At 46.3% G+C, this 18391-nt stretch carries 21 protein-coding genes, 1 pseudogene and 1 other annotated feature; all 22 genes and pseudogenes read left to right on the top strand.

The window, feature by feature from the left end:
* Positions 1–221: 221 nt before the first annotated feature.
* Positions 222–617 carry an IS200/IS605 family transposase gene (gene tnpA, locus FN782_RS05085; RefSeq protein WP_425462680.1) on the top strand — a complete coding sequence of 132 codons (396 nt, stop codon included), beginning with the start codon at positions 222–224 and terminating at the stop codon, positions 615–617.
* Positions 605–1307 (top strand): annotated as a pseudogene (locus FN782_RS17125) (RNA-guided endonuclease TnpB family protein); the annotation flags it as partial. The gene tnpA and the pseudogene FN782_RS17125, both read left to right, overlap by 13 nt.
* Positions 1308–1429: 122 nt before the next feature.
* Positions 1430–1774, top strand: a complete 345-nt coding sequence (locus FN782_RS05065; RefSeq protein WP_142504676.1) for a histidine triad nucleotide-binding protein — start codon at positions 1430–1432, stop codon at positions 1772–1774.
* Between the two features lie 224 nt (positions 1775–1998).
* Positions 1999–2169, top strand: coding sequence for a 30S ribosomal protein S21 (gene rpsU / locus FN782_RS05060; protein ID WP_142504675.1), 171 nt, complete (start codon positions 1999–2001; stop codon positions 2167–2169).
* 19 nt (positions 2170–2188) lie between these two features.
* Entirely contained in the window at positions 2189–2629 is a 441-nt protein-coding gene (locus FN782_RS05055; RefSeq protein ID WP_142504674.1) for a GatB/YqeY domain-containing protein, read from the top strand.
* Positions 2630–2736: 107 nt separating this feature from the next.
* The gene (locus FN782_RS05050) at positions 2737–4074 is read left to right on the top strand and encodes an NfeD family protein (protein ID WP_142504673.1); all 1338 of its coding nucleotides are present in this window, start codon (positions 2737–2739) and stop codon (positions 4072–4074) included.
* A 35-nt stretch (positions 4075–4109) separates the two neighbouring features.
* On the top strand, positions 4110–5087 hold the full coding sequence (gene floA / locus FN782_RS05045) for a flotillin-like protein FloA (RefSeq protein ID WP_142504672.1): 978 nt from the start codon (positions 4110–4112) through the stop codon (positions 5085–5087).
* A 42-nt stretch (positions 5088–5129) separates the two neighbouring features.
* Positions 5130–5576: a hypothetical protein gene (locus tag FN782_RS05040; RefSeq protein ID WP_142504671.1), complete on the top strand. Its 447-nt coding sequence runs from the start codon at positions 5130–5132 to the stop codon at positions 5574–5576.
* A 125-nt stretch (positions 5577–5701) separates the two neighbouring features.
* Entirely contained in the window at positions 5702–5908 is a 207-nt protein-coding gene (locus FN782_RS05035) for an alpha/beta-type small acid-soluble spore protein (protein WP_142504670.1), read from the top strand.
* Positions 5909–6257: 349 nt separating this feature from the next.
* Complete coding sequence (yqfC, locus tag FN782_RS05030) at positions 6258–6536, top strand: sporulation protein YqfC (protein ID WP_185956043.1); 279 nt, start codon at positions 6258–6260, stop codon at positions 6534–6536.
* A 13-nt stretch (positions 6537–6549) separates the two neighbouring features.
* Complete coding sequence (gene yqfD, locus FN782_RS05025) at positions 6550–7758, top strand: sporulation protein YqfD (protein WP_142504668.1); 1209 nt, start codon at positions 6550–6552, stop codon at positions 7756–7758.
* Positions 7755–8726 (top strand): PhoH family protein, encoded by a 972-nt coding sequence (locus FN782_RS05020; RefSeq protein WP_142504667.1) that lies wholly within the window; start codon positions 7755–7757, stop codon positions 8724–8726. The genes yqfD and FN782_RS05020 overlap by 4 nt, the downstream gene beginning before the upstream one ends.
* Positions 8727–8753: 27 nt before the next feature.
* Positions 8754–10895: an HD family phosphohydrolase gene (locus FN782_RS05015; RefSeq protein ID WP_142504666.1), complete on the top strand. Its 2142-nt coding sequence runs from the start codon at positions 8754–8756 to the stop codon at positions 10893–10895.
* Positions 10892–11365, top strand: a complete 474-nt coding sequence (gene ybeY / locus FN782_RS05010) for an rRNA maturation RNase YbeY (protein WP_142504665.1) — start codon at positions 10892–10894, stop codon at positions 11363–11365. Before FN782_RS05015 ends, ybeY begins: the two co-directional genes overlap by 4 nt.
* A gap of 5 nt (positions 11366–11370) precedes the next feature.
* Positions 11371–12057 (top strand): diacylglycerol kinase family protein, encoded by a 687-nt coding sequence (locus tag FN782_RS05005; RefSeq protein ID WP_142504664.1) that lies wholly within the window; start codon positions 11371–11373, stop codon positions 12055–12057.
* A gap of 23 nt (positions 12058–12080) precedes the next feature.
* Entirely contained in the window at positions 12081–12773 is a 693-nt protein-coding gene (locus FN782_RS05000) for a DUF502 domain-containing protein (RefSeq protein ID WP_142504663.1), read from the top strand.
* Positions 12748–13146 carry a cytidine deaminase gene (locus FN782_RS04995; protein WP_142504662.1) on the top strand — a complete coding sequence of 133 codons (399 nt, stop codon included), beginning with the start codon at positions 12748–12750 and terminating at the stop codon, positions 13144–13146. The genes FN782_RS05000 and FN782_RS04995 overlap by 26 nt, the downstream gene beginning before the upstream one ends.
* The gene (gene era / locus FN782_RS04990) at positions 13143–14042 is read left to right on the top strand and encodes a GTPase Era (protein WP_142504661.1); all 900 of its coding nucleotides are present in this window, start codon (positions 13143–13145) and stop codon (positions 14040–14042) included. The genes FN782_RS04995 and era overlap by 4 nt, the downstream gene beginning before the upstream one ends.
* A gap of 91 nt (positions 14043–14133) precedes the next feature.
* The gene (locus tag FN782_RS04985) at positions 14134–14292 is read left to right on the top strand and encodes a YqzL family protein (RefSeq protein WP_425462679.1); all 159 of its coding nucleotides are present in this window, start codon (positions 14134–14136) and stop codon (positions 14290–14292) included.
* On the top strand, positions 14292–15044 hold the full coding sequence (recO, locus tag FN782_RS04980; protein ID WP_142504660.1) for a DNA repair protein RecO: 753 nt from the start codon (positions 14292–14294) through the stop codon (positions 15042–15044). Before FN782_RS04985 ends, recO begins: the two co-directional genes overlap by 1 nt.
* A 50-nt stretch (positions 15045–15094) precedes the next feature.
* Positions 15095–15279 (top strand) — a binding site (T-box leader).
* 60 nt (positions 15280–15339) lie between these two features.
* The gene (glyQ, locus tag FN782_RS04975) at positions 15340–16227 is read left to right on the top strand and encodes a glycine--tRNA ligase subunit alpha (protein WP_142504659.1); all 888 of its coding nucleotides are present in this window, start codon (positions 15340–15342) and stop codon (positions 16225–16227) included.
* The gene (gene glyS, locus FN782_RS04970) at positions 16220–18310 is read left to right on the top strand and encodes a glycine--tRNA ligase subunit beta (protein WP_142504658.1); all 2091 of its coding nucleotides are present in this window, start codon (positions 16220–16222) and stop codon (positions 18308–18310) included. The genes glyQ and glyS overlap by 8 nt, the downstream gene beginning before the upstream one ends.
* The last annotated feature ends 81 nt before the right edge of the window (positions 18311–18391 follow it).

The raw sequence follows: 18391 nt of genomic DNA, 5'->3' as shown, positions 1-18391 counted from the left end.
ATTGTATGATCGCAGATCGATCGGTGGTTCATCTTCAATCGTGTGATTTGTTTTTATATCTTTGCGAGCGAGAAAACCCCTAGCTTCAGCTATGGGGATGAGAGCGAGCGTCAGGCGAGGAGGGGGTTGGTTTCCCCCTCTCGCAAGCCTGACCATCTTTTTCTATTAGATATATTGAATCTATATAATATTCGTTGTAAAATTGGCAATAGGTGATGAATTTGGGAACCGTTCAAAGTAAGCGAAATGTCGTGTACGACTGCAAGTATCATGTTGTTTTTTGTCCCAAGTATCGACGAAAAGTGCTGGTTTCGCCTGTAAGTGATCGGCTGAAAGAGCTGTTCGTAGAAAAAGCAAGAGAGCTGGAAGTTACGATTTCCAGTATGGAAATCATGCCCGATCATGTGCATTTACTCATACAATGTGACCCTCAATTTGGCATACACAGGGCAGTCAAGCATCTCAAAGGGTACACATCGCGAGTCCTTAGACAGGAATTTCCGCATTTGAAATCACGAATCCCATCCCTTTGGACAAACTCCTATTTTGTTGCAACCGTTGGAACGGTCAACCTTGAAGAGGTCAAGCAATACATTGAGACTCAAACAGGGAGGTGAACCCATGCACAAGGTCTGCCATCCGTCGAAATCCATCGGGGAAATACGTTGTTTCTCTCCTTTGTGAAATGAATGCTTGTCCCTATGTTCCCGTCAACCGTGGGAAAGCGGTGGGGGTGGATCTGGGTTTGAAAGGCTTTGCGATCCTCTCGGATGGAACGAAGGTAAACGCACCGAAGTACTTCCGAAAGTACGAAAAGAAATTGGCTCACTGGCAAAGAATCCTGTCCCGCCGTCAAAGAAGCGGTTCCAATTGGCACAAAGCCAGAGTCAAGGTGGCAAAGATTCATGAAAAGATCGTCAACGCAAGGCGTGTCTTTCTACATAAGCTGTCCACCAAACTGATTCACGAAAACCAAGGGATCTGTTGGAAGACTTGCAAGTCAGGAACATGGTAAAGAACCACAGGTTGGCAACATCCATCACCGATGCGTCATGGTCTGAGTTTGCCACCATGTTGGAGTATAAGGCTACATGGTTTGGAAGAAGCCTTGTCAAAGTCGGTAGAACGTTTCCTTCCAGCCAACTCTGTTTCCTGTTGCGGGAAATAGAAACCAAGACGTAAAAAATCTGAACCTGAGATATTGGACATGCCCAGCATGTGGTGTTCATCATGATCGGGACATCAACGCCGCCAAAAACATTCTGCAAGAAGGTTTAAGAGTCATCGCCGTGTGCCTCACGGTTTAAGCTTGGTCCATTTCTCCCGGTTGCGGGAGATTACCCAAGAATCCCCTGCCTTTAGGTATGGAAAGTGGTCAAAGATCAAAAGCTTTCTGATATAATACAAATGTTAAAGGAAGGTGATAGATATGGAAGATTGTATATTCTGCAAAATTGTGGACGGAAGCCTTCCCTCGGAGAAAGTATATGAGGATGAATCGGTGTTGGCTTTTAAGGATCTGCATGCTCAAGCTCCTGTTCACTTGCTGGTGATACCTAAAAAACATATTTCATCCATTCGGGAGATTGGTGAAGAGGACGGTCCTTTGATGGGCAAGATTTTTGCGGCAATCAACCAGCTTGCCAAAGAATATGGTTTGGCTGACAAAGGTTTTCGTATTGTGAACAATTGTGGGGATGAGGGGGGCCAAACGGTCTACCATATTCATTTTCACCTGTTGGGAGGCAGATCACTGACCTGGCCTCCGGGATAATCCGTCTTTGACACTATGTCTAAGCATATAGTATAATGAATGTGTTTTAAATCCCGTCGTATCGGGTATAGAAGATTGCTTGCTGCCGCAAGGGAAACGACAGATGCAGGACACGAGTTTGTCCCTCTCAGGGAAACCGCTCGCTTGCATCCGCTTTTTTCAGGATCTGCTTTATCCCGGCGGTTCAACCCGGGCGCTTAAGGCCCGTGGAGGGAGGGATCATGATGGCGGAAGTTCATGTTCGTAAAAATGAAACACTGGACAAAGCTTTGCGTCGCTTCAAAAAGTCTATCGCCAAAGATGGGACGATGCGTGAATTGAAGAAGCGTAAGCACTATGAAAAACCCAGTGTAAGGCGCAAAAAGAAATCCGATGCTGCGCGAAAAAGGAAATGACAGTGAGGTGGAGGTCCAAGTGACCCTGATTGAGCGGTTAAATGAAGATATGAAGACCGCCATGAAGAAAAAAGATAAAACGACCTTATCCGTGATTCGAATGGTGCGATCTTCGCTTAAAAATAAGGAAATTGATCTTAAGCGCACTTTGACGGAGGAAGAGGCGCTTGGAGTGATATCCAAAGAACTGAAACAACAGAAGGAATCGCTTCAGGATTTTGAGCAGGCCGGAAGAGAAGATCTCGTTGAAAAAGCACAGATGAATATTGAGGTGCTTAAACAGTATCTACCGGAACCTCTTTCCGAGGAGGAATTGCGTAAGATTGTCCGGGAAACGATCCGTGAGATCGGTGCTTCATCCAAGGCAGATATGGGTAAAGTGATGAAGTCAGTGATGCCCAAAGTGAAAGGTCGCGTAGACGGGAAATTGGTCAATCAATTGGTTCAGGAAGAACTTTAATTTACAGCGTCGTGGTACGCTGTGTTTTTTTTGCGCTTTATCGTTTAAACTAGAGATGATGTAAAACTCAGAGGTTTTTTCACGTATCGGTTAAGGGGGGATGAAAAATGAAGTCGCTGAGGCTCTCCTGCGTGATTCTGTCCGTGATGCTCGTTCTGGTTATTATCGGGTCCACGAATGCGGAGACAAAGAGCGCTCAGGGGGAGTTGATATACTGGGTTCCACTGAAACAGGAAGTTGAGCGGGGATTGTCTAAATTTCTGGATCGCGCATTTACGGAAGCAGAACAGGCTGGGGCTAAAGCGGTGGTATTGGAGATGGATACCCTCGGCGGAGATGTCGAGGCGGCATTGGAGATCGGAAAGCTCATTCGCAACTCAGAACTTCCAGTTACTGTATACATAAAAGGGAAAGCGATTTCAGCCGGCTCCTACATCGCTCTCAATGCGGATCATATTCTAATGACACCTGACAGTGCCATGGGGGCAGCAGAGCCTCGAACGCTTAATGGAAAGACTGCTGATCCCAAAACGGTTGCCTTTTGGGCTTCCAGTATGAGAGCTGCTGCAGAAGCTCACGGGCGAAATGCCGATATTGCCGCCGGCATGGTGGATCGGAACCTTGTGATTCAAGGGTTGAAAAAAAAGGGTGAATTGATGAGTTTGTCTGCAGGTCAAGCTGTGAAACATAATATGGCAGATCAAACGGTAGAGGGTGATAAAGACGTACTGAACTTTCTGGATGCTTCAGCTTCTGATCTTGTTCGGGTGGAATTGACCCTCAGCGAACAATTGGCCCGTTTTGTCACCAGTCCTTATGTGATTCCCATTTTATTCATGATAGGACTGGCGGGTATTGCAATTGAAGTATTTACACCGGGGTTTGGCGTTCCAGGAGTGATTGGATTGGGAGCCTTTGGGCTTTATTTCTTCGGTCACTATCTGGCGGGGTTCGCCGGTGCGGAAAGTTTTGTACTGTTTGCTGCCGGTATAATTTTGATGGTGATTGAACTCTTTGTTCCTGGATTTGGTATTTTTGGCATTTTGGGTCTCTTGTCTCTTGTGGCGGCAGTGATTACTGCGGCTTATGATCGGACGTTCAGCCTCGTCTCCTTTTTTATTGCGATTGGTGCTACTGGCTTAGGTATGGGAATTGCCATGCGTTATTTCGGAGCCAAGGGAATTTGGAATCGCTTTATTTTAAATCGAATGCAGGAGAAACAAGAAGGATATGTTTCCCAAATCAGTCGTGACGAGCTTGTGGGAAAGACCGGTGAGACACTGACCCCCCTTCGTCCGTCCGGAAGCGCCTTGATTGATGGTGTTCGGCAAGATGTCGTGAGCGAAGGAGAGTATATTCCAGCCAAAACCCCTGTGGAGGTGATCAATGTTCAGGGAGTCCGGGTAGTGGTTAAAAAACAGAGGATTTCTTCTGAAGATCATTGAAAATCTTATTGTCACTCTATCAAAGGAGGATTTATATGGAAGCGAGTCTGTTAACCATTTTGTTTATCGCGGTGGTTGCGATTGTTGCGTTGTCCATTCTGTTCACTTTTGTACCGATTATGTTATGGGTTTCCGCTGTAGCTTCAGGCGTATATGTAGGTTTGACAACATTGATCGGGATGCGTTTGCGGCGAATTGTTCCGTCTCGCATCATTAATCCGTTGATCAAGGCGAGAAAAGCGGGGCTGAAAGTTGCCATTGAACAACTGGAAACCCATTATCTAGCCGGTGGAAATGTGAACCGGGTCGTGGATGCACTGATTGCAGCACAGCGTGCCGATATTGATTTAATGTTTGAACGGGCGGCTGCGATTGACTTGGCTGGCCGGGATGTCTTACAAGCTGTGCAGATGAGTGTCAACCCGAAAGTGATTGAAACTCCACAGGTATCTGCTGTTGCCAAAGACGGGATTGAGGTCAAAGTAAAAGCCCGCGTAACGGTTCGTGCCAACATCGACCGTTTGGTTGGAGGCGCTGGGGAAGAAACGATTATTGCTCGCGTGGGTGAAGGGATCGTCACCACCAATGGTTCCGCAAATACCCACAAGGAAGTGCTGGAAAATCCCGATTTGATCTCCAATACCGTATTGGAGAAGGGATTGGATGCAGGAACGGCATTTGAAATTTTGTCCATTGATATCGCAGATGTGGATGTAGGCAAAAACATTGGAGCTGAATTGCAAACCGATCAGGCGGAAGCGGATAAAAATATTGCCCAAGCCAAGGCTGAAGAACGACGCGCCATGGCTGTTGCCAAAGAACAAGAAATGCGTGCCCGTGTGGAAGAAATGCGTGCCAAAGTGGTTGAAGCGGAAGCGATGGTTCCCCAAGCCATGGCAGAAGCTCTGCGTGCTGGAAAGCTGGGTGTCATGGACTATTACAACATGCAGAATGTGATGGCGGATACAGATATGCGGAAATCCATTTCCAAAAACGATGAAGAGGATGATTGATCGGCGCTTTTGGAGTGATTCCCGAATAGAGGGGGTGTTCGGGTGGAATGGCTGATGGATCTGATTGAATCCTTCGGAGTGTTTATTATCCCGATCCTATATTTTCTCTTTACTGGTTTAACACGTAAGGCAAAGAAGGAATCCATGGATCGTGATGGAGAGTCAAAACCCTGGGTAAATCCTTGGGATGAAGAAGAACAAATGGAACAGGAAGTGGGTGAACCCCGCAAGGCGCGGGAAGAAATGAATCCATCGATGACACGTTCAGCTCCTGAAGTTGCTCCCATTGGTGGTCCTTTCCGTGCAATGGCCTCGGAAAACGGAGAGCCATTGGTTGCTCCTGTACGGAGAAAAAAAACCCGTAAGCCGCCTGAGATTTTGGGGAAACCCATGGAGCGAGAAGAATGGAAACGGGCTTTCATTTTAAAAGAACTCTTGGATGAGCCAGTCTCCAGACGTTCCCGCTTTAAAAGAGCTCAACGCAGATAATGTACAAGATAAAAGTCAGTGGTTTATCCACTGGCTTTTTTGTTTTCATTGATTTCCATGGAAAGATGTACGCCTTATGAATGCATGGTTAATGATTAAACTATGAGCATAGGGAGGTGAAAAGTATGGCCCGTTCCCGTAGTTATAATAAGCTGTTGGTTCCAGGAGCGAGTGCAGCCATTCAACAGTATAAAGAGGAGATTGCATCTGAATTTGGTGTGAAGTTGGGTGAATCCACTACAGCACGAGCCAATGGCTCCGTCGGAGGAGAGATTACCAAACGCCTGGTGCGTCAGGCACAACAAACGCAATCCGGTCAACCCAACCAATAATGGTGCAATGCCTGGAAAGGTGTGGTTTCATTTTATAAAAAGAGGGGAATCTCTTTTTCCGTTGACTCAGTGGAACCCTTGACGGTCCCAAATGTTCAGCGGAAATTTTGTCCGCTGGGGATGGAGCGGACTCTTTTCCTCTTTTCTGGAGAAAGGGCGCAGAGACGGAAACGCCCCCCTCTACCACTTTGTCATGACCTTGAGATGTGGTTAACACATACACCACATCTTTTTTCTTTTATCATGAGACGCTCTTATGGGTCATAAAATTCTTTGATCCCTGTTCCTTTGTCCTCATATTCATGAAAGAAGAAACATAAAGGTTATAAAGAAGATGGAGGGCTTTTCCATGGGGAATTTGAGCAACAAGATGAGGAGAATTGCTTCAGATTGGTTGGATATTCCTCAAGATGTTGTCGCCAATTTGCCTCGTATTCAAATGATAGGACCATATCGGGTACATATCGAGAATCATCATGGGGTAGAGCGGTTTACTGAAGCGGAACTGCGACTGAAAACGGCCAAGGGATTACTTGAAATCACGGGTAAAAAGCTGGTGATCCATACCATCCACTCAGATGAAGTCAGAGTGGACGGGGAGGTTTCCGGAGTGAAGTTTTTGGGTTAAGGGGAGAAGGCGGTTGCTACAAAAAAACCAGTGGCCACAAAATATAAAAGGATGGTTACGGATTGAATTAACGGGTTCGGGGTTAGTCTCTTTTATCAATGAAGCAACACGGAGAAAAATGGGAATCAGTCAGGTGGTATGGATTTCCGAGGATCGGATGCATCTGACCATCCCTGCCTCTGAATATGTTCAACTGAAACCGATATTGAAACAGACTCGGACAAAGTCACGTATTTTGCATAAAAAAGGTCTGCCCTTTTTCTTTATGCGTGTGAAAAAGCGTCAGTTTTTTCTTTATGGACTATTGCTGTTTTTTGCTCTCCTGTTTCTTTTGACTTCTGTTGTCTGGTCGGTAAAGATCGAAGGAAATGAGACGATTCCCGACAAAGAGATTCTTCAACTGCTCAAAAATGAAGGCGTGTATGTGGGACAGTTGAAATATCGAATCCCTGAAGAAGATGAAGTCCAGTACCGCTTGCAAGTTCGAATGCCACAAGTTGCATGGGTGGGCTTTCGATTGGAAGGAACAAGAGCCGTTTTAACGGTTGTCGAAAAAAAGCGTGTAAATGAGCAGGAAAAACAGGAAAGTGGAGGCTCCTACAACCTTGTGGCGAAAAAAGAGGCAGTGGTATATGATCTGAATGTAAAACGGGGCCGTTCACTGGTAGAAGTAAATGATGTGGTGAAAAAAGGGCAGCTTTTAGTGTCCGGGCGATATGGAGATCAGGATACGGATGAAGGAGAGTGGGTTGGAGCCAAAGGGAAGGTGTTAGGCGAAGTCTGGTATGAATCCAATGTAACGGTTCCTTTGCAAAGGAAACGGAAAGTGTATACAGGAAACCGAGAAAAGGCTTGGTATCCCTACATCGCTACACAAGTGATTCGTATTCCATTTTTATTTCCGGAGTCATACGATAAATATGAAACGATTCGGAAAACCAATACTCCGAGGATCAAAGATTATCCGTTACCATTCGGATGGGTGGAAGAAGAACGGTTGGAGACCCGGTGGGTTTCCCGAAAACTGTCCGTCAAACAGGCGATTGCTTTAGGTAAAGAACGTGCAAAAGAAGATTTGTTATTTCAGTTGGGAAAAGATGGACGCATTTTGGATGAAAAAGTTTTGCACCCTCGCGTGGACAATGGTAAAGTTGTTATGAAGATACACTTTGATGTAGTGGAAGAGATCTCTGTTAAACAACCGGTTTTGCAAGGAGAATGAGCCATTTGCAAGAACATGTGAGAACAATAAGGATTCAATTACAAGATGCAAATGAAGCCCTGAGTCTATTTGGACCGCAGGATAGTTTTTTGCGAATGATTCAAGATCAGACGCCTGCGAAAATTATCTCGCGCGGAGGAGAAGTGGCTATTTCCGGGTCTGTTGATGAGCTGGAAGTGCTGAGCCATTTATTTCGTGTGTTATTGACACTCGTTCGTCGGGGAATACAGTTGACAGCCCGCGATATTGTCTATGCAGAACGGCTGGCCCGTGAAGGGCTGGCTGATGAGCTCTTGGAGCTCTATGATGAACAGATTGGAATCACTTATAAGGGAAAACCCATTCGGGTGAAAACTTTAGGGCAACGTCATTATATGTCAGCGATTCAAAAGTCAGATATTGTGTTTGGGATTGGCCCGGCCGGTACAGGGAAAACGTTTCTGGCCGTGGTTTTAGCTGTCACCGCGTTAAAGTCAAACCAGGTGAAACGGATTGTGCTAACCCGTCCTGCGGTGGAAGCGGGAGAAAGCCTCGGCTTTCTGCCTGGAGATCTGCAGGAGAAGGTGGACCCTTACTTGCGTCCGCTCTATGACAGTCTGTATACCATGCTTGGAGTGGAACAAGTAAACAAATTGATGGAACGCGGGTCGATTGAAGTGGCACCCTTGGCTTATATGAGGGGGCGTACATTGGAAGATTCCTTTGTCATTCTTGATGAAGCACAAAATACAACCAATGAGCAAATGAAAATGTTTTTAACACGTTTGGGTTTCGGTTCCAAAATGGTTGTTACCGGAGATGTTACCCAAGTGGATCTTCCCAGAGGAAAAAAATCGGGCTTGAAGGAGGCGGAGCAGATCCTGAAGCCCGTGGACGATATTCAATTTGTATATCTGACACAGGCAGACGTGGTTCGTCACAATTTGGTGCAAAAAGTGATTGACGCTTATGCTGAAGCGGATGAGTAACTCCCTGCCGATAAGGAGTCGGTACCAATGAAGGAAGTGACTCAACCCAAGCTTCACCGACAAAACAGGTTCCGATTGCCGGATCGCTGGAAGACGAGTCCGCGGGTCCGGCTTTTCCTGTATGTGGGGCTGGGTATTTGTTGTTATTTCTTGCTGATGGGACATGTTCTCCCTCAACAGTATGAAGACCTATCTCCAGGAACGGAGGCAAAAGAAACAATTGTCTCCCCTGTAACAACTGTGGATCAGGCGCAAACGGAAAAGGCGCGTGAGAAGGCGGCTGAATCGGTTGGAAAACAATACCGTATCAATGAACAGTTGACAGATCGACAAATCAAGCGATTGGATAAACTGTATTCTGACATTAAAGGGATTCAGTCAAATGATTCCTTGGATGCAAAGGAAAAGACCAAAAAACTGAAAGAAATTCTTCCCTATGGCCTGTCAAAAGAGTTTTATAAGAAATTGCCCAGTGTAAAATCAGGTGAATGGATGGAGGTAAGAGTTCTCAGCAGGGAAGTATTGCAAGAAATCCTCTCCGATGGGGTACGAAAAGAAGAAGTGGAGCAAAAGCGGGACCTTGTAGATAAAGCCCTGGTTACATCTTCCCTGGGAAGCCAGGCGCGTTTTGTGGTCCGGGAACTGACACGGCAGATGGTTGTTCCCAATGAGTTTTATAATAAGGAGCAAACGGAGAAATTAAGGGAAGCGGCAAAGGAAAATGTGGAGCCCATCCCCATTAAAAAGGGGGAAGCGATTGTCACTTCAGGGGAAGTGATCACGCAAGATCAATATCAAAAGCTTAAGGATCTGGGATTTCTGAGAAAGCATCCCAACCCTCTCCCTTATATTGGGCTAGGGCTCTTGATCTGTGTGATTTTAGGTTTGCTGGCGATTTTTGTACATCGCTTTCAACCCAATGTGTACAAGGATAATGTAAAAACATCCATGCTTTTTTCAGCGTTTCTTTTAACACTTTTGGGCATGAAGGTGGTCAGCTTCGGGCAAAATTTGGAATGGAGTACGGTTGGTTATTTGGCACCGGCTGCACTGGGGACTATGTTGATCACATTGCTCCTGAACTTGTCACTCGCTTTATGGTGCAGTGCCCTGTTTGGCATTTTTGCCGCAATCCTTTTTAATGGGGCAGACAATCAAGTGCTTTTTGATTTCCGGTATGGTCTGGTAACGGTAGCCAGTGGAGCGGCAGCAGCTTTTGCTCTCGCAGGTGTTCGCAATCGATTGGCCATCTTTCGCGCCAGTTTGATTTCCAGTGGTGTCAGTGTTTTGACGATTTCGGCTTTATATGCGCTGGTCCCCGTAGACGGGAATTGGATGGTTTGGCTCCAGTCCATCGCATTTGGGGCTGCGGGCGGGATTTTTTCCGCCGTTTTAACGATTGGTTTTCTACAGCACTTTGAAACAGTCTTTGACATGCTGTCCCCTCTTCGGCTCCTTGAGTTATCCAACCCGAACCATCCCCTCCTGCGAAAGCTATTAATTGAGACACCGGGAACCTATCACCATTCCGTGATTGTGGGCAATTTGGCTGAAGCCGCCGCTGAATCTATTGGTGCTGACGGTCTTCTCTGTCGGGTGGGTGCTTACTACCATGATGTGGGGAAAACAAAACGCCCACAATTCTTTATTGAAAACCAGATTCAGATGGAAAACCCACATGATAAAATTTCGCCGAACTTGAGCAAGAGCATTATTATTTCTCACGCCAAAGATGGCTACGAAATGCTACAAAGCTATAAAATGCCCACACTGATCTGTGACATTGCTGCACAGCATCATGGAACCACACTTTTGAAATATTTTTATCATAAGGCTAAGGAACAGAGCGATGGAAATCAAGTATTGGAAGCAGACTATCGTTATCCGGGTCCAAAGGCACAATTTAAAGAAGCGGCCATCGTTGGTATTGCGGATTGTGTGGAAGCAGCCGTTCGCTCATTGGCGCGTCCCAGTCCAGAACGGGTGGAAAATATGGTGAGAAAAATTATTCAGGATCGTCTGGAAGATGGACAGTTTAATGAATGCGACCTGACACTGAAAGAATTGGATCTAATCGCCCGTTCCATGTGTGAAACACTGCAAGGCATCTTTCATTCCCGGATTGAATATCCCGACGGTAACCAAGGGAAAGGTGTGAAGCCGGCATGAGTCTGTCAGTGGAAATAGAAACCCAGTTACAGTTGGAACCGGAAGAATCCAGTGCCAAAGTATGGGTGGAAAAATGCTTGAAGGAGGTTGCGGAAGCAGAAAAGCTTCCGCAATCGGAGGTTTCAGTCACTTTTGTGGATAATGAGGAAATTCACCGCTTGAATCGGGAATACAGACAGGTGGATCGTCCGACGGATGTATTGTCATTTCCACAATGGGAGCCGGGAGAAGAGTGGCTGGTTCCAGAGGGGGAAAACATTCCGCTGGGAGATATCGTAATTTCTGTCCCTACAGCACGGGAACAAGCAATTCGTTATCAACATTCTTTTGAACGGGAAATCGGCTTTTTGGCTGTTCACGGATTTTTGCATCTTTTGGGTTATGACCATCAAAATGAAGAAGAAGAACGGAAAATGGTTTCGCGTCAAGAAGAAATATTATCCCGTGTCGGCTTAAAAAGACAGGGGTGAACAGCATGTGGTTTTCCAAGGTGTTGGCAAGCTTTCGCTACGCCCTGGAAGGTTTGAAATATACGCTGGTGACTCAGAGGAACATGCGCATTCATTTCTTAGCGGCTTTAGGTGTATTGCTGCTCAGTCTGTATTTGCCACTCACAAAGCTGGAAGTACTTCTCCTGTTTGTTTGCATTCTGCTGGTTTTGGTTGCGGAATTGTTTAATACCGCAGTGGAAGTTGTCATTGATATGATGACAGAGGAATTTCATCCTCTGGCCAAGGTGGCCAAGGATGTGGCGGCAGGCGCAGTGCTTCTCAGTGCAGGTATGGCTGTAGTGGTAGGAGTTAGTATTTTTTATCCCTATATCGGTTTTCTTTCGCTCCAACCGTTGAAAGAAGCTCCTTACCCAAATATCAGTATGGCTGCGCTAATTGTTTTTCATTTTTTTCTTACCCTTTCCCTGAAAGGGCTTTTTAACCGGCTTGGTCACCCCGAATGGGAGCCCAGCATGATCACTTCTCTTGCCAGTCTGATTGCCATATCTGTGGTGTTGATCTCCACCAACCTTCTGATGATTCTCCTGGTCCTATTATTGTCCGTTCTGTTGGTGGGTTCCCGTTTTCAGGTTCAAAAAAGAAAACGGCCTGTTATTATTGGAATTCTTTTGGGTATTGTGGTTGCAATAGCCGGCTTTTTGTTTATGTAGTGCGAAAGGAGAGCCTCCATGGAATGCTGAAACGTATCCGTACCTATCTGATTTTGGGGATATTCACACTCTTGCCGACGTTAGCTACGATCTATATCATCCGGTTTCTGTTTAAACTGATTGATCCAACACTGGGTATTGCAACAGCAAAACTTTTGGATTGGTTAGGGATCATTGAACTTCCCTTGACAGTGGGCGGAATCGTTTTTCAAACGCATGTTCCTGGAGTGGGCGTGCTTTTGACATTTGCATTGCTGATCATGATCGGAATGATGACGCGAAGTTTCTTTGGAAGAAAGATATTCCGATATACGGAGTTGTTTTTTTCACGGATTCCGCTCGCCCGTAGCGTTTACTCCACAGTGAAACAGATTACGAATACATTTGCCCAGGATAAAACCAGTTTTAAAAAGGTTGTGATGGTTGAATATCCACGAAAAAATGTTTATACGCTGGGATTTTATACAGGTGGAGGGAATGGAGAGATACAGGAGAAAATTCGTGAGCCGGTGCTCAATATTTTCTTGCCAACCACACCCAATCCTACTTCCGGATGGCTGGTTCTTGTACCGGAAAAGGACGTGATATTTTTGGATATGTCGGTGGAAGAAGGGTTGAAGTACATTATATCCGGGGGAATGGTGGTACCCGCATCCCAGAGAGCCTATCTTTTAGGAAAGGGAAGGGATTATGAAGAAAGAACAACTTCTCACTGAAGCGAAAAAGGCAAGGCAACAGGCTTATGTTCCTTACTCCCGTTTTCCGGTTGGAGCGGCGATTTTGACAAAAGACGGAAAAATATACAGCGGGTGCAATGTAGAGAATGCTTCTTACGGTTTAACCAACTGTGCGGAACGGACGGCCTTTTTCAAAGGGGTTTCAGAAGGGGATAAAGTATTTTGTGCCATTGCGATTGTTGCCGATACAAGCGAACCGGTTTCCCCTTGCGGTGCTTGTCGGCAGGTAATGATTGAATTTTGTTTGCCTGAAACAAAGGTTTATCTGGCCAATATGGATGGAAAGGTAAGAGAAACGACTGTAGGAACATTGTTACCTGGTGCGTTTGACAAGGAGGATCTTGATGTATGACAGCATTTAAGTCCGGGTTTGTTGCCTTGATCGGCCGTCCCAATGTGGGAAAATCAACACTTTTAAATTATGTGCTGGGTCAAAAAGTGGCGATCATGTCCGATAAACCCCAAACCACGCGCAATAAAATCCGGGGTGTTTACACAACGGATACAGAACAGGTGATCTTTCTCGACACACCTGGGATTCATAAGCCCAAGTCCCGTCTGGGGGATTGGATGGTAAAGACTGCCCGTGAAGCACTGGAAGAAGTGGATCTCGTTCTTTTCCTAGTCGATGCCGATGAAGGAATCGGAGCCGGGGATCGGTACATTATTAAGCGATTGAAAGAGGTTCGGACACCAGTCTTTCTGGTGGTCAATAAAATTGATCGAGTCCATCCGGATGCCTTGCTTCCATTGATCGATACTTACCGAAAAGAATTTTCTTTCAAAGAAGTGGTTCCCATTTCTGCTCTTCATGGCAACAACACATCGACTCTATTGCAGTTGATTGTAGAGGAGTTGCCGGAAGGACCTGCCTACTACCCCTCTGAATATGTGACGGATCATCCAGAACGCTTTATCGTTGGAGAGCTGATTCGGGAGAAGGTGCTTCACCTTACACGTGAAGAAGTTCCGCATTCTGTGGCGGTTGTGGTGGAGGAGATGACACCGGAAGAAGAGAATCGTATCTTTGTCCGGGCGACGATCTTAACGGAACGCTCTTCACAAAAGGGGATTCTGATCGGCAAGCAAGGATCGATGTTGAAAGAAGTGGGAAAGCGTGCCCGAAAAGAGATTCAGCGTCTGTTGGGGAGTCCGGTTTATCTGGACCTTTGGGTGAAGGTGAAAAGGGATTGGAGAAACGAGGAATATATGCTGCGTCAGCTAGGTTATCGCCAGGAAGATGAATAGGTGGAAACTTTTCTCACCCTCCTTTAGTTATACTCTGGGAGTGTAGAGCCATCCTAACTGTAGAAGCTATAATCTATTGCTTGCAGAGAGGATGAGACGGTTGCGCAACTTTTCCTGGAATTGCTTTGCGGTGACCGGCAGCATTGATGCTTACCTTTTATTTAAGGAAACCGAAATGATTTTTACGGATAAGGATGAAAAAAACGGAACAAATCACGAGGGGAGCCATCGATCTGAGGAGAATGAATAATGCTTAAAAAATGGGAAGGGGTTGTCCTTCGAACGCGGGACTATGGGGAAAGTAATAAAGTGGTCACATTATTCACCAGAGAAGAAGGGAAATTGACGGCTGTAGCTCGGGGAGCCAAAAAAACAAAAAGTCGGTTGGGGTCCGTTACACAACCATTTGTCTCGGCTCATTTTTTATGCTTTTCGGGGACGGGAATGGCGACGATTTCCCAGGCTGATATTCTGGAATCCCACTATCCTCTTCGCACGGATTTGATTCTGACATCCTATGCGTCCTATTTCACGGAGTTTTTGGATAAACTGACGGATGAGAGAGAACGAGCTCCAATGCTTTATGACTTGTTGCTCAGTACCTTTCAGATGTTGGTCAACCGGGTGGACCCAGATATTCTTGCCCGCATATTTGAACTCCATGTGTTGGAGACAGCCGGATATCGTCCCGGATTAGATGCATGCATGAGTTGTGCGAAGTCGGAACTTCCGGTGAAATTCAGCGTGAGGCGTGGAGGATTTCTCTGTTTAAACTGCGCAGATCAAGATCCCCATGCCTTCCCGCTTTCTTCTCAATCCGCCCGAATTCTGAAAACGTTACAAAGAATTACTCCAGAACGTTTGGGGAATATACAGGTGAAAGAGGAGACCAAGCAGCAGCTTGAAAAAGTAGTCCGTTCCTTTATCGATGAGTATGTGGATGTTCGCTTTAAATCCCGTGATTTTCTCGAGCATATCAAAACCATAGACGGAAACCTGTAAAATTGACAAAAGGATTGTGGTTTTGGTATAAATGCTTTATCTGAATAATGAATAACGCGATGAAGGAAGAGAGTCGCCGGGATGGTTTGTGATCAGCGAGTCGGTGGCGGTGGAAGTCCGACCACAAATCCGGTGAATGGCACTCTGGAGCGTCTGTGTTACAATAAAGGTGGATCGACTGCTTGGTCTTGTCGATCAAATAGGGTGGAACCGCGGGAAACCTCCCGTCCCTATGAAGCTGTAGCTTCATGTGGGGTGGAGGGTTTTTATATGTTCAGGTATGGGGGTGGAAAGTATGTATATCCAAGACATCATCTTGAATTTGCAATCGTATTGGAGTAGTAAGGGGTGTGTTCTGGCCCAGCCTTATGATGTGGAAAAAGGGGCGGGAACAATGAATCCGATGACCTTTCTCAGGTGTTTGGGACCGGAACCTTGGAATGTGGCATATGTGGAACCTTCCCGGCGACCGGCTGATGGTCGTTATGGAGAAAATCCCAACAGGGTCTATCAGCATCACCAGTTTCAGGTGATTATGAAGCCTTCGCCAGACAATATTCAGGAATTGTACTTGGACAGTCTGAAAGAATTGGGGATTGATCCATTACAGCATGATATTCGTTTTGTGGAAGATAACTGGGAAAATCCGGCCATGGGTGCTGCGGGTCTTGGCTGGGAAGTCTGGCTGGATGGAATGGAAGTCACTCAATTTACCTACTTCCAACAGATCGGGGGGCAGGAAGCAAATCCGGTTTCTGTGGAGCTAACGTATGGTTTGGAACGATTGGCTTCCTATATTCAAGACAAGGAAAATATTTATGAGCTTACCTGGGTGGATGGCGTCACATACGGAGATATCTTCAAGCAACCGGAATATGAACACTCCAAATACTCCTTCGAAGTTTCGGATACCGATAAACTGTTTCAATGGTTTGATGATTATGAGAAGGAAGCAGGACATGCACTTGATGAAAATCTGGTGTTCTCCGCTTATGATTATGTGCTGAAATGTTCTCATACATTTAATCTTCTTGATGCGCGGGGAGCAATCAGTGTTTCGGAGCGGACGGGGTATCTCGCCCGTGTAAGGAGTCTTGCCCGTCGAACAGCCAGGCAGTATGTGGAAGAAAGGGAGCGTCTTGGTTTTCCGATGCTGAATCAGGGAGGAGTTCGACATGGCTGAACGGGATTTACTGCTGGAAATCGGTTGTGAGGAAATGCCCGCCCGTTTTGTTGAAGGCGGGATGAAGCAGTTGGAAGAAAAGCTCAACCATTGGTTTGACGGTCACCGGATTACCTACGGGTCGATCCGTACATATGCCACTCCCCGGCGACTTGCAGTCATCATTGAGAAAGTGGCTGACCGGCAGGCGGATGTAGAAGAAGAGGTGCGTGGTCCGGCGAAACGTATTGCGGTCGATGAAGAGGGGAATTGGACGAAAGCGGCTTTGGGATTTGCACGAAAACAGGGAGTATCCGCAGAAGAGCTCCAACTGGATGAACATAAGGGAGAAACCTATGTGTTTGCCCGCAAATTTCAACGGGGTCTGCCAACGGTGGATTTACTGAAGGAAGAGCTTTCTGAAGTCTTGGGCAATATTCACTTTCCAAAAACCATGCGATGGGGAGATCGTCGGACGCGTTTTATCCGTCCTGTTCGATGGTTGGTCTGTTTGTTTGGACAGGAATCCGTTTCCGTTCAGTGGGCGGGAGTGACGGCTTCCAATCGGACAAGAGGCCACCGTTTTCTCGGTGAGGAAATCACGTTGGATACTCCTTCCGATTATGTGGACGCCCTGCGAAATGAATGGGTATTGGTAGATGTGAAAGAACGGCGTGACGAAATCCGGAATCAGTTGAAGCGGATGGAAGAGGAACATGGGTGGAACATTCCAATCGATGAAGGGTTGCTGAATGAGGTGACCCATTTGGTGGAGTACCCCACTGCTTTGTTTGGGCGTTTTGAGGAAAGCTTTCTGGAATTGCCAGCGGCGGTATTGATTACGACCATGCGTGAACATCAGCGGTATTTCCCCGTTGAGGATCAGAACGGCCATTTGCTTCCCTATTTTGTAACTGTCAGAAACGGTGATCATCGATCCCTTGATATCGTGGCAAAAGGGAACGAAAAAGTACTATCCGCCCGACTTGCAGATGCTCGCTTCTTTTATGAAGAAGATCAAAAGCTCTCCATTGAAAAAGCTGTCAGCAAATTGGATCAGGTGGTCTATTTTGAAGATCTCGGCACAATAGGGGATCAGGTACGACGAATTCGCCATCTGGTCAAGGAGTTGGCAGAGTGGCTTGATTTGAAAAAAGAAGAGCGAACCAACCTCTTTCGAGCAGCTGAGATTTGTAAATTTGATTTGTCTACATTGATGGTGGATGAGTTTCCGGAATTAAGCGGGGTCATGGGTGAAGAGTATGCGATAAAGGCTGGAGAAAATCCAGAGGTGGCCAGAGGGATCATGGAACACCATTATCCAAGGTTTTCCAGTGATCAACTGCCGGAGGGGATGATTGGCAGTCTTATCAGTTTGGCGGATAAAATGGATGCAGTGGTATCTGCTTTTGCCATCGGGATTCAGCCGACAGGATCACAGGACCCGTATGGTCTACGCAGAAGGGCCTCCGGTGTTGTTCAGATCATGGTGGGTCAAGGATGGAATGAAATAACCCTTACAGAGATCATCGATCTTTGTCTGAATCGACTAGAGATGGACGGCTGGCTGAAACGGGAGAAAGAAGAAGTAAAAAAAGAGCTGATTTCGTTCTTCACCCTACGGATGAAAGCGTTGTTGCAAGAAGAAAATATTCGATATGATCTGATTGATGCGGTGCTTGAATCGGATATTTCCCGTCCGCGTATGGTGTTGGACAAAGCCAAGGTTTTAACGGAGGAAGTCGAAAAAGAGTCATTTAAAACTATTGTGGAAGGATTTAGCCGAGCAGCCAATCTGGCTGCAAAAGGGGACCCCGATGCAAAAATCGACGGGGACCTGTTGGAGAAGTGGTCAGAGCGTAAACTCTTTGCAGCGATTAAGACGGCCTCTGAACGCTTTGAATCGGCAAGAAACAATCAGGATGCACGGGAAATGTTTGAGGCGATTTCAAAATTGGCGACAGTGATTCATGACTTTTTTGATGAAGTACTCGTGATGGCGGATGACGAGGTCACCCGTCAGAACCGCCTGGCACTCCTACGCGAAATTGACCGATTGACAAGCGGCTTTGCAGCATTTAATAAAATTGTATTTGCTTCTTGAGAGAAGGGGACGGTGTTGATCCGTCCCTTTTCTAATTTGAATGAGCGATATCCAAATGTGAAGGGGAGGAAAAAACACAGG

This window comes from Melghirimyces algeriensis, assembly GCF_900182565.1.
Classification (GTDB): Bacteria; Bacillota; Bacilli; order Thermoactinomycetales; family DSM-45169; genus Melghirimyces; species Melghirimyces algeriensis.
Note: the sequence above shows the minus strand (reverse complement) of the source record. Positions and strands in the feature narration are given on the sequence as shown.